The sequence below is a fragment of the Paenibacillus polysaccharolyticus genome (assembly GCF_023714295.1).
Classification (GTDB): Bacteria; Bacillota; Bacilli; order Paenibacillales; family Paenibacillaceae; genus Paenibacillus; species Paenibacillus polysaccharolyticus_A.
Genome location: NZ_JAMAUN010000004.1, coordinates 340,243 through 352,652, shown reverse-complemented (window position 1 = coordinate 352,652; position 12,410 = coordinate 340,243). Strand labels below are relative to the sequence as shown.

At 45.7% G+C, this 12,410-nt stretch carries 12 protein-coding genes; 9 read left to right on the top strand and 3 right to left on the bottom strand.

Features of this window, described 5'->3' with window-relative positions:
- Positions 1 to 22 precede the first annotated feature (22 nt).
- The 9 genes from M3629_RS14255 to M3629_RS14215 all read left to right on the top strand — a co-directional run bounded on the left by M3629_RS14255 (position 23) and on the right by M3629_RS14215 (position 9,073).
- Complete coding sequence (locus M3629_RS14255) at positions 23 to 874, top strand: 3-hydroxyacyl-CoA dehydrogenase family protein (RefSeq protein WP_251507396.1); 852 nt, start codon at positions 23 to 25, stop codon at positions 872 to 874.
- Positions 875 to 892: 18 nt separating this feature from the next.
- Positions 893 to 1,942, top strand: a complete 1,050-nt coding sequence (locus M3629_RS14250) for an HAD-IIIC family phosphatase (RefSeq protein WP_251507394.1) — start codon at positions 893 to 895, stop codon at positions 1,940 to 1,942.
- Positions 1,943 to 1,957: 15 nt separating this feature from the next.
- Positions 1,958 to 2,221, top strand: coding sequence for an acyl carrier protein (locus M3629_RS14245; protein ID WP_251507392.1), 264 nt, complete (start codon positions 1,958 to 1,960; stop codon positions 2,219 to 2,221).
- Positions 2,218 to 3,102, top strand: a complete 885-nt coding sequence (locus tag M3629_RS14240; RefSeq protein ID WP_251507390.1) for a hypothetical protein — start codon at positions 2,218 to 2,220, stop codon at positions 3,100 to 3,102. The genes M3629_RS14245 and M3629_RS14240 overlap by 4 nt, the downstream gene beginning before the upstream one ends.
- Positions 3,103 to 3,127: 25 nt before the next feature.
- A complete protein-coding gene (locus tag M3629_RS14235) occupies positions 3,128 to 3,892 on the top strand; it encodes a thioesterase II family protein (protein WP_251507388.1) in 765 nt (254 codons plus the stop codon).
- Positions 3,893 to 3,910: 18 nt separating this feature from the next.
- Positions 3,911 to 6,244: an ABC transporter permease gene (locus M3629_RS14230; RefSeq protein WP_251507386.1), complete on the top strand. Its 2,334-nt coding sequence runs from the start codon at positions 3,911 to 3,913 to the stop codon at positions 6,242 to 6,244.
- 15 nt (positions 6,245 to 6,259) lie between these two features.
- Positions 6,260 to 7,027: an ABC transporter ATP-binding protein gene (locus M3629_RS14225; protein ID WP_090914977.1), complete on the top strand. Its 768-nt coding sequence runs from the start codon at positions 6,260 to 6,262 to the stop codon at positions 7,025 to 7,027.
- A 61-nt stretch (positions 7,028 to 7,088) separates the two neighbouring features.
- A complete protein-coding gene (locus M3629_RS14220) occupies positions 7,089 to 7,724 on the top strand; it encodes a TetR/AcrR family transcriptional regulator (RefSeq protein WP_090914975.1) in 636 nt (211 codons plus the stop codon).
- A 20-nt stretch (positions 7,725 to 7,744) separates the two neighbouring features.
- Positions 7,745 to 9,073 (top strand): MFS transporter, encoded by a 1,329-nt coding sequence (locus tag M3629_RS14215; RefSeq protein ID WP_251507385.1) that lies wholly within the window; start codon positions 7,745 to 7,747, stop codon positions 9,071 to 9,073.
- 124 nt (positions 9,074 to 9,197) lie between these two features.
- Here M3629_RS14215 and M3629_RS14210 read toward each other — a convergent pair whose 3' ends face one another.
- The 3 genes from M3629_RS14210 to M3629_RS14200 form a co-directional block, all read right to left on the bottom strand.
- Positions 9,198 to 10,022: a carbohydrate ABC transporter permease gene (locus M3629_RS14210; RefSeq protein WP_154983235.1), complete on the bottom strand. Its 825-nt coding sequence runs from the start codon at positions 10,020 to 10,022 to the stop codon at positions 9,198 to 9,200.
- 1 nt (position 10,023) lies between these two features.
- Complete coding sequence (locus tag M3629_RS14205; protein ID WP_251507383.1) at positions 10,024 to 10,896, bottom strand: carbohydrate ABC transporter permease; 873 nt, start codon at positions 10,894 to 10,896, stop codon at positions 10,024 to 10,026.
- Positions 10,897 to 11,005: 109 nt separating this feature from the next.
- Positions 11,006 to 12,307, bottom strand: a complete 1,302-nt coding sequence (locus tag M3629_RS14200; RefSeq protein WP_090914969.1) for an ABC transporter substrate-binding protein — start codon at positions 12,305 to 12,307, stop codon at positions 11,006 to 11,008.
- Between the last annotated feature and the right edge of the window lie 103 nt (positions 12,308 to 12,410).

Sequence of the window (12,410 nt, the reverse complement as noted above, 5' to 3'; positions counted from 1 at the left end):
TCAACAGGAAGAGAGGTTAGGTATGCATAATCAGCTCATTGCAATCATTGGCGCAGGCGTTATGGGATGTGCTACAGCACTGGATGTTGCCAGAGCGGGGTATCGGGTCATTTTGCAAGATCATTCAGAGTCCGTGATCCTTCAGGCACCTGATGTCATACGTCGTGAATACCGTTCAGCCTGTTTCTTGAAACAAGGATACGGTGAGGTCCCGCTCGATATCATCATGGATCGAATTTCGTTCCAAATACAGGACGAAGGTGTGGAAGAGGCTAACGTCATTATTGAAAATGTGACCGAAAATATAGAGTCCAAAAAGGAAGTTTATGCGCGTTTGAGTCAAAAGGCCCGTCCAGATGCTCTGTACGCGTTGAACACAAGCTGTATTTCAGTAACCAAGCTGGCCTCCTTTTTACCTGATCCAAGACGTGCCATAGGTGTACATCTGATGAATCCGGTTCCGGTTAAATCGATGGTGGAGGTGATCAAAGGGCATCATACAACACCTGAGACAGAGCAAGAGATGATAGCGTTTCTGGAGTCTCTCGGCAAAAATCCGGTCGTCATCGAGGATCTGCCGGGTTTTGTATCGAACCGACTCTCGCATTTGTTAATGAATGAAGCAGCTTTTATTGTTCAGGACGGTATTGCTACAGCTGAGCAGGTCGATACCATTATGAAAAAGGGATTTAGTTATCAGATGGGTCCGCTGGAAACAGCAGATTTGATCGGTCTGGATACCGTCGTGCATTCGCTTAAAGTGCTGTACGACAGTTATCAGGATCCCAAATTTCGCTGTTGTCCGCTATTACAGAAAATGGTGGATGCTGGACACTGGGGACGCAAGACGGGGCAAGGGTTCTATGCCTATTAACTAAAGGGAGGCAGGACCATGGAGCGATTGAAGGATATCAAATGTGTCGTATGGGATATGGATCACACGATTTGGAACGGGGTCTTGCTTGAATCCGGGGATGTGCAGCTAAAAGCGCGAATAAAGGAGGTGATTGAACAATTAGACCGCCGCGGAATACTGCACTCCATTGCCAGTAAAAATGACCCAGAGCTGGCTTGGGCCAAACTTACCGAATTGGGCATTGCCGAGTATTTTTTATACCCCGAGATTCATTGGGATGCGAAGTCCATATCCATTCAGCGTATTCAGCAGAACATCAATATCAGAATGGATGCCATCTTGTTTGTGGACGACCAGCCTTTTGAACTGGAGGAAGTGAAAAGTGTACATGCGGATGTTCAGATTCTTCATGCAGATCACTATGAGACGATGCTGGATGACCCGAGACTGATGCCTCGCTTTATTACAGCAGACTCTTCCCGCAGAAGACAGATGTATCAGGCAGATACACTTCGAAAGCAGGCTGAAGAACAGTATGAAGGTCCCTCGGAGAAGTTTCTGGCTTCACTTGGCATGAAGTTTACGATCTATGAAGCGACAGAGGATGATCTTCAACGAGCGGAAGAGCTCACGGTTCGTACCAATCAGTTGAATGCTACAGGGATCACTTACAGTTATGAGGAACTGCACCAGTTGATGACTTCACAGGATTACTTGCTATTGGTGTGCGAACTTGAAGACAAGTACGGAACATATGGAAAGATTGGGCTCGCGCTTATTCATAAGCAGCCGGATATATGGAGACTGAACATGCTGCTGATGTCGTGCCGCGTCATGTCAAGGGGGGCAGGAAGTGTATTGCTCACTTATATCATGCGTGAAGCGAGGCAACAGGGTAAGCAGATGCTTGCTGATTTCAGAGAGACCGGCAGAAACCGAATGATGAATATCAGCTATCGTTTTGCTGGTTTTACACAGCTGTCTGCAGACCCTGACGGAAAGATCGTCTTTTCGCATGATCTGAAGCAGGTTGTGGAGTTTCCGGACTATATTGAAGTTTGTGTGCCTGAAAGACAACATCAATAACAAGGGGGAAGAGCAGTGGATTATCGTCAGGAAATTCGAGAGTTTATCGGAAACAATCTTACCATGGAACATGAGGACGCTCAAATTAGCGACAACGACAACTATTTTGAAATGAGATTTGTCAACTCACTCTTTGCGATGCGTTTAGTGGATTTTGTAGAGCGCAGATTCCAGATTGAGATCGGAAATGATGATCTGGACTTGGCCAATTTCAGCACCATTAACCGTTTGCATGATCTCATTGAGAGAAAGCTTGCTGCCAAGGAGGTGGCCCAATGATTACAGCCAATCAGTCATCTGTTCGTCCAGTGTCTAGCCCGGCAGCCAGTCCTTCCAATAAGTATATGTACCTGTTTCTGGCGATGTCCTTCGGTACTTGTTATGGTATTGCCAGCTTGTTCATGTTCTTTCCTGATTTTATTGTACCAATCACTGGTGAACTGCATCTGATGCATCCGTTAGCTATCGTTGCTCTGTACTCTCCTTCCATTGCCGGATTAATTACATGTTATTTAATGGGTGGCAAAGACGCGTTGAAAGGCATGTTCTTGAAGCTGGTTCCGCGAAAAAAAGATCTGTTCTGGATTCCTGTAATTATCGGTATTTCCATCGTATTTGCTTCATCGATGCATTTTGGCTCCCTGCTATTCGGCATACCGGTCCCCGATCTGACATATAGTGTACCGGAAATGATCTGGCTTGGCATTTTGAACTTGTTCAAGGAGACGGGGCTCATCGGCGGTTTATTTGGCTGGATTGGATTCTTACTTCCGTTCCTGCAAGGCAAGTTAAAAAACAATGTAACAAGCGGTCTGATTACAGGACTCCTGTTTGGACTATGGGTGCTTCCAGGTTATCTAATTTCATCATTTGGCACCTCAACCACATACATATACTACGTGGTGCAACTTATGGCGTTCATCGTATTTCAGAGCTACATCTTCAATGCTACCAAGGGTACGCTGTTGTTTTATCTTCTGGCCTTCTGGCTTGTCGCTACAGGAAGTCAGATTGATCTGTATTACTTCAATCCACAAGTACAGATCATGCAATTTTTCTTTTTCGTAACCTCGGCAATTATCATTCATATCGTCTTTAAGCGCAAGAAAGTCGACACAACGCTCCAGACATTTCCTGCATATGTTCTAGACGCGAAATAAAGCAATTAACGGTGGTGATGGAGTGATGGCACAGACTTATCTTGAACGACTGCAGAAGGGTAGGGGAAACAGGCAGGTGATCTGTTTTCCTTATCTGGGTGGACACTCTCGGAGTTTTTATCCTTTAGTACCTCATCTCCCGGATACGGAAATATGGGCATTCACACCTCCCGGTCACGGGATGAATTCGGAAGAGCCTCTGGAACATATGCAACAACTTGTAGAGCTTTATACGAACGAACTGTTGCCTATAATTAAATCTGGCGCAACCTTGTTTGGGCACAGCTTGGGCGGAATTACAGCTTATTATGTTACTCAGCGGTTACAACAGGAGCTTCCAGATGTAGCAAAGACATTGCGTCTTGTGTTATCTGCCTGCAATACGCCTGCTGAATGTGGATTGAACCGTTATGACCAGATGTCTGATGAGCATCTGATTGATCACCTTTTTTCCTATGACGGTCTACCGAAAGAGCTCATCCACGAAAAAGAACTTTTGCAGTATTTCATGCCTGTAATTCGGGCAGATTTTCGCATGCTGGAATCCGCAGCGACACTTGAATGTCAGCCTCTTTCACTGCCAGTGCTGTTTCTGTGGGGAGAACGGGACTATGCCGTTCCCCTTCAGTCAGCACTCAAATGGGAACGATATTTTGATGTACCGATGAAGCTTCAGACCATTCGAGAGGGGACACATATGTTCATCATGCACCACCCTTCAACAGTGGCGCATTATCTGACAAGCTTTATGACTCCAGAAGTAGAACGACTGAACATAGTAGATAGATGAGAGGAGCCATGTTAGTTTATGCTGCTGAGAATGCTGAGAAACGACTTAATGAGGAAAAAAGGAATTACGGCTGCGCTGTTTATTTTTGTCCTGCTCGCTGCTTTGCTGGTATCTTCCGGTTCTCGAATGATCATGGAACTGACGAGTTCCATTCAGTATTTGTTCTCTGAATCGAGGACACCTCATTTTGTGCAAATGCACTCTGGAGATCTGGATCAGGCCAAAGTGAACACATGGGCTGAAGGAAATGCAATGGTTGAGCAACATCAGATTGTCGAGATGGTTAACATCAATGGAGCCAACCTTTATCTTGGTGCAGAGTCCGAGAAAAATACCGTCATGGATATTGACTTTGTTACACAAAATCAGCAATTCGACTATTTACTGAATCTGAATAGCGAGATTATCCAAGTTCGTGATGGCGAGATTGCTGTACCTGTGTATTATTTACAGCAAAATAAATTAAATATCGGTGACCAGGTTCGGATCAATAATGGGACTTTTGAGCGTTCATACACCATTGTTGATTTTGTGCGTGATGCACAGATGAATCCATCTGTTGTGCACTCGAAGCGTTTTATCGTAAGCCCGAGTGATATAGAGCAATTGAAGCAAGGGGTCGGAGAGATGGAATATCTCATTGAGTTCCGACTGCATGATCCTTCCAAAACAAGCGAGTTCACCCAAGCCTATCAAAATGCAGGGCTTCCTAACGCTGGCCCGGTGGTGACCTATGGTTTGTTCCAGATTCTCAATGGGATGACAGACGGAATTATTGCAGCCGTTATTATTTTGGTCAGCCTGGTACTGATTCTGATTGCGATGCTGTGTATTCGTTTTACCATGCTTGCCACTATTGAGGAAGATTACCGCGAGATCAGTGTCATGAAAGCCATTGGTATCTCAGAGAACGATATCAAGCGGCTCTATTTGGTCAAATATGTGTTTATGGCAGGTTTGGCTTCCATCTTGGGTTACATCGCTTCCCTCGGAGTAAACCAGCTATTTGTATCTAATATTATGCTGTATATGGGGAAAGCACCGGCTACATTACTGCATTTCGCCGTGCCCCTGCTCGCAGCAGGTTTGATATTCACCATGGTTGTTCTGTTCTGCCGTGCAGTGCTTCGCCGTTTTCGTTCGATCTCTGCTGTGGAAGCCCTTCGCACTGGAAGTTTGGGGGATACACAGATCGTTCGCAACCGTTTAAACCTGTCACGTAATCGCTGGTCTTCCGTGCCTGTTTTCCTTGGGTTAAAAGACGTGATGCAACGTGTCAAAATGTTCCGTTTGTTATTATTCGTATTCATCGTCAGTTCATTTATTATGATCGTACCGCTTAACTTTTTGAACACACTTCAGGCTCCAAGCTTCATATCTTATATGGGTGTAGGGCAAAGTGATATTCGAATCGATCTTAAGCATACGAATGATGTAGAGCAGCGTTATGCTCGTCTGGTGAATCAAATTGAAAACGATGCGGATGTTCAAAAATATTCACCTCTCGTAACAAGCCAGTTCAAGATTCGTAATGCAGAAGGTAGCTACGACAATCTGAGCGTGGAGAGCGGAGATTTCAGTGTATTTCCTTTGTCTTATCTAAGTGGAAATGCCCCAGCAACAGATCGTGAGATTGCTCTCTCGGATGCAAACAGCAATGATCTCAAACTTAAAACGGGGGATCAGCTGACCTTGCAAGTGGGCGGTCAAGACCAAGTGATGACGGTCAGCGGCATTTATCAGGATGTGACGAATGGCGGAAAAACAGCAAAGGCACTTTTGCCATACAACAAAGATAGTGTGCTCTGGTATGTAGTCAGCTTGGATCTGAAAGACCGCGGTGTGATGGCTGCCAAAATTGCAACATACGAGAAAGATTTCTCGCCAGCGCGTGTAACGGATCTTCAAGGATACTTGAATCAAACGCTTGGTGGTACGATTCAGCAATTAAAGCTGGTGACAACACTTGCACTGGCCATCGGAGTATTCATTTCTATTTTGATTACCTCACTGTTCCTACAGATGATGGTTGCCAAAGATAACAACGATATTGCTGTATTGCGAAGCATCGGCTTTGCGTTATCCAAGATCAAATTAAAGTATGTTGTGATGTCACTGGTCATCCTCATTGTAGGTGTAGCCGCAGGCACAATCTTATCCAATACACTGGGTCCAATGCTGGTGAGTGGCATTATGTCCTCTTTTGGTGCTTCAAAGATTGTATTTGTAATTGATCCGGTGCAGGCGTATGTACTCTGTCCATTGCTGCTGGCAGGAACGATCATTATTACAGCCTGGATCAGCATTCAGTCGATTCGGGAAACTAGCATTTCGAAAATGATAGTGGAATAGGGAGGCATAACAAAGATGACAACAATACTAGAAGCTAGAGATGTGAATAAATCCGTAGCGATTGGCGAGAATGAAGAACAGCGCATTCTGAAAGATATTAATCTGCAACTCAAAAAAGGAGAGTTTGTCTCCATTATGGGCCCGTCCGGTTCGGGTAAATCGACCCTGCTCTATAACATCAGTGGCATGGATCAAATCAGTGCAGGCAGTGTGTTTTTCAACGGTAAACAAATATCGGCTTTCCCGGAGAAAGATTTGGCGAGTCTACGCTTGACCAAAATGGGTTTTATTTTCCAGAACATTCATCTGCTCAAAAATTTAAATCTGCTCGACAACATCATCCTTTCTGCTTATCTGGCCAAAAACAGCAACCGGGACACGATTAACAACCGTGCAATGTCATTAATGAAAAAAATGGGAATCGACGAACTGGCTGAGCATAACATTACCCAAGCTTCAGGGGGACAACTTCAACGGATCGCAATATGCCGGGCTTTGATCAACAATCCGGATATTTTGTTCGGGGATGAACCTACTGGAGCGCTGAATTCAAAATCAACACATGAGATCATGGACATTCTTGGTGATATTAATGCCACAGGAACGACGATTTTGCTCGTGACTCATGATGTTAAAGTTGCAGCCCGCTCGGAACGAGTACTGTTTATGATGGACGGCAATCTGGTTGCAGACAAAAACATCGGAAAGTATGACCGGGACAAACAGGATTTGAAGGCGAGAGAAAGTCGGTTAGGACAATGGTTGACGGAAATGGGGTTCTAAACTTAGAGCTTCATGACTAGAATAGACCGACAGTCGGTCGAGAGGTAATGGAGGACAGAACATGAGATTGATGAAAAATCCGGAGGAACGCAGAAATGAAATTTTGGATGCGGCCGAAATTCTGTTCGTGACCAAAGGGTATACCAAAGCAACGATTATGGATATCCTCCAGGCTTGTGATATTGCCAAAGGCACATTCTATTACTACTTCCAGTCCAAAGAGGAGGTTATGCATGCCATCGTTATGCGTTTTATTATGAGCGGCGAAGCTGCGGCGAGGCGTGTCGTGGCAGATCCCGAGCTCAGCGCGCATGATAAAATTTTCCGCATCATTATGACCCAGAATCAGCCTGATGATCGCAAGCTTGGCGTGATCGAGCAATTGCACAGCGTGCAAAATGTAGAAATGCATCAAAAAAGTCTGGTTGAAACGGTTCTTCGTCTCAGCCCCATTCTGGCAGAAGTCGTAGAACAGGGCATTCAGGAGGGGGTATTTCATACCCCTGCTCCTCAGGAGAGCATTGAGTTTTTACTCGTTTCCTCGCAGTTTTTGCTGGATCAGGGCATTTTTCATTGGCAGGAAGAAGAGTTTCAGAAGAAGGTTAGAGCATTCAGTCAGATTATGGAACGGGTTCTGGGTGCTGAACATGGAAGTTTTGCCTATGTCACGGGACTATATTTCCCACATCAAGCTTAACAAGTAAAGGAGTCGTAACCATGGAACAAACTGCTCACAAATCATTTGGTAAATTTCTGATTGTCTGGTTTGGTCAATTGATCTCGATGATTGGTATCGGACTGACCGCGTTCTCTCTGGGGGTATATGCCTTCGAAAAAACAAATACTGCAACCAGCGTTGCGCTGATTACGCTATTTACGTTTTTGCCCAACATCTTGCTTCGCCCGATCGGAGGGGTGATGGCTGACCGATTTGACCGCCGTACGATGATGATTATTGGTGACCTTGGCTCTGCGGCTGGTCTGGTCTTTATTCTGTCGATCATGCTCACGGGTGATATCCAGTTATGGCATATCTATGTGGGTGTGGCGTTCAGCTCGGTGTTCTCGGCGCTGCAAAGTCCGGCATATAAAGCGTCAGCAACTGACTTGCTGGATAAGGATCAGTTCTCCAAGGGCAGTGGCCTAGTGCAACTTGCTGAATCTTCCAAGTTTTTGTTTTCACCGATTATCGCAGGTATTCTGCTTAGCGTGACAACGATTGAAGTTATTATGATCATTAACATTGCGACATTCCTGATTGCCATTCTGGCCGTACTCGTTATTCGCAAGAGCATGAAGGTGGAGCGAGAGGAAAAGGACGATCGCAACTGGACGACCGATATTCAGGAAGGTTGGAGAGAGGTTGTCACCAACAAAGGCGTGTTGCTACTCGTTATTATCATTTCTCTGGTTACCTTCTATCTCGGGTTCCTGGAAACACTCATTGGCCCAATGTTGCTCTCATTCACCGATGCCAAAACACTCGGAACGTTTCAGTCCGTTAGTGCGATCGGTATGCTGATCAGCAGCTTGTGCATCGGTATTTTTACCATGACGAAGAAATATGCGAGTGTGCTGGTTGCAGGTTTGGTCATGTGTGGTCTGGCGTTCTCCTTACTGGGTGTATCGACGAACATTTACTTTATTATCTTTGCGGGTTTTCTGTTCCTGTCCTCCCTGCCATTTGTTAATATGAGTGCAGATGTGTTGGTGCGGAACAATATTGCCAATGAAAAGCAGGGCAGAGTGTGGGGGATTATCGGTATCCTGTCCCAGCTTGGTTTCATTATCGCGTACAGTTTGGCTGGATTTCTGGCGGACCATGTGTTTAACCCACTGCTAGTGGAGGGGGGAGCGCTGGCATCCTCCGTGGGTCAGATCATTGGAACCGGACCTGGCAGAGGCATAGCGTTGCTGTTTATCATTGCGGGCCTGTTCGTTATTCTGATTGCGATTATCACGTCACGTTTGAAAATGATCAAATCACTGGAGCAGAGCAGTGATATCGCTTCACCTCCCGATGTGGGCGGTCTTGCGCATGATTAATACATTTATAGTGTTGTAGGAAACGAGATAGCCCTCCGTCTGATCCGTGTATACCGTTCTTAACCTTAAACGGCGTACAGTTGGTTCAGACGAGGGCTTTTTTGTATAAAAGCTACAATCCGGTCTAACCTTTCACTGCACCGGAAGTGAGACCTCCTACAATATACTTTTGCCCGATGAGGAATACGATCAGAACTGGCAGCGAGGTGAGTACGATATCGGCGCTGACTAGATTCCATTTGGCGCTGAATTGTCCGAAAAAATTGTAAACCGCCAGCGTCATTGGCCACATCTCTACGGTGTTCAGCATATAGAGCGGCGCAGTGAACTCATTCCAGACACTCAGAAAATTCAGAACAAATACGGTAACCAGCACTGAGGTTAACAAAGGTACAATGATTCGAAGGAACAGCTTGATTCCATTGCAACCATCCATAATTGCAGCTTCATCCAGCTCTTTCGGAATGTTGCCCACAAACGCATACGTGATGAACAGGGAGATGGGAATGCCCATCGCGGTATAGAGCAGAATCATGCCTGCGTGGGAGTTGATCATCCCGAGTGATTTCATCACTTCCATGAGCGGAATATAGTTTAGTGGCAGTGTGATGCCCAGAATCAGAAAAAAGTATAAAAACTTGCTCAGTTTCGAATGATTGCGGGATAACGTGAACGCAGAGAATGCCACGACAAACACCAGCAGCAGAGATGACACGCCCGAGTGCAGCAGACTGTTGAAAAAGGAACCTCCCAAGTGTCCTTGCTCATAGACGATTTTATAATTTTCAAACATAAATTTCTCGGGAAGCGTAAGCCTCAGTACCTTGGCTTCGGCGTCTGACTTGAATGAATTCAATAGGATAACGGCAAATGGAATCAGTACAACCAGACTTAATAGCCAGGCGAGTACATTTAACGTCAGAGACATGATTTTTTTTCGAAACCGCATATTAATATTCCACCTTTCGATTCATCAAACGAATGATGAAGAAAGAGATGATCGCCATGATGACAAAAAGAATGGTAGATAGCGCGCTCCCGAGCCCCCAGTACCCTTTGGCAAAAGATGAATAAACGGCCGTATTGATCACATCCGTAGCATTGCCCGGGCCGCCGTTGGTCAGCACATATACCGCATCAAAGACACGCAGGCCATACGTAATATTGAGCACGGTGGCAATGGTGACGGTAGGCAACAGCATCGGTATGGTAATACGGAACAGCTTTTGAATAAAACCCGCACCATCGATGGATGCAGCTTCATAATAATCCCGTGGAATGGCGAGCAGTCCTGCGATAAAAAGCACCATGATATACCCCATGCCTTTCCACGTATCGACAGCCATAATCGATGGCATCGCCCAAGTGAGAGAGCCCAACCAGTTCTGGGCGAGTGCATCCAAACCGATGGAACGCAGTGTAACATTAACGAACCCGTTGTTCGGATCAAGCAGGCTTTTGAACACCAGACCTACAATCAGGAAGGAGAGGACTTGGGGCGAAAAGATAATCATCCGATGCCAATTGGCAGCTTTTACACCGCTGACCAGCAGCAGGGCAAGGAACAAGCCCAGAACGGTTTTGGCGATGGAGGTAACCACCGTAAACAGCACTGTATTTTTAATGAAAAGCAGATAGGTTGGATCACCTGCCAGAATCGTGCGGAAATGCTCCAAACCAACAAAGTTTTTCTCCGAACTGTAGCTGTTCCAATCGGTGAAAGAATAATAGATACCCAGCAGGGCAGGAGCAACGATGAACAACAGATATAGTAAAATCGCTCCGGATGAGAAATACCAAGGGTAGATTTTGTTCGTATTCATAACCCGTAACACCAATCCTTCCTGCCAAACGGGAAGAAGCACCCCAGCTTTGACCGATGGAGTAACTCCATTCCAGTTATGCATTTGTTTCCGAAATAACCTCCGGCTGTTACTGCCACTTCTCATCCTTCAGCACTTTGGCTTGTTCGGCGCGGCGTTTATCAATATTTTGCAGAATCTGATCAGGGGTCATCGCTCCCGCAAACATACCTGACAAGTCTTTACCGATATCCATCCATTGTGGATCGATATATTTTACGGCAGCCTGCATGACGGTGCCCTTCTCATGATTTTTCTCATAATCAATGTAGTCCTGTGTCAGCTTCGGTTCGATCTCGGGCCAGCAGATCGTCAGATTTCCTTCGCCTCCATCAAACACCTGTTGCAGATGATCATGCTCGGTAATCCAGCGGAAAAACTTCAACACTTCTTCGGGATGTTTGCTGTTTTTGTTGCCAAACATGGCTGCTGAACCGCCGGGGTTCACACCAATCGTCTGATTGTCTCCCCAAGGCATCACGAAGAATCCCATATTATCTTTCATCGCCGGATAGGCTTCAGAGACTTCCTTTTCCGTGCCTGGAACACGCAGCAGCATTGCAGCTTTTTCCTGTCCAAATGCTTCAATGCCCGCTTCTACTGTATTGGATAAGAAGTCTTTGCCGAAATAGCCAAGATCAGCAAATTCTTTCAATTGCTCGATAACGGTCTTCAATTGGGTCAAGTCTGCGACCTTCATCTCATTATTGTTCAGCTTTTCATAGGTTCCTGCGGCCTTCTGCTCATAGTTTGGCCCGGTCTCGAACAACGGCAGCACCTGATACCAGCCGCTTGCTGGAGCTTGATAGAATGGAATAATATCTTTATCCTTAATTTTCTGGCTAATCGCTTTGAATTCGGCATAGGTCGTAGGAGGCTCAATACCTAGGTCAGCAAAGATACGTTTGTTATAGTACACATACCAGATTTTCGTAGGGGCAAAAGAAACCCCGTATACCTTGTCATTATGACTGACGGTAGGCAAGATCTCTTCTGACATCCGTCCCGTAAACTCCTCATTGGTCAGATCAATTGCATTTTCTTCTGGTCTGACATTGGCTGGCATGCTCAGCGGGTCCACATCTACATTGAAAATATCAGGAGCCTCACCGGAAGCCAGTTTTACCTTGATCAGATCACGCCACTGCGCGTCAGGAACCACCTGGAAATCAATTTTGACCCCGGTTTCCTGCTCGTATTCCTTCGCCATCGTCTGCATAATCCCCGTTCGTGGAATACCGGATTGGCTTGTGCCGAAGGTCAGTGTGACCTTGCCTGTGCCTTCCGCGTTTTTGTTCGAGTTACAGCCAGCAAGCAGCAGGACAGAGAGAAGCAGCATACTTGTCATTGAAAAAAGAAATCGTTTTCTCATTTTGAACCTCCCTAAAATTCAATCATTTATGCACTTGCCGAAACGCTTTATGTAAGCGTATTCTTATGTGGATAACTTTACTTTGAATAACGAGTAGGCTCAA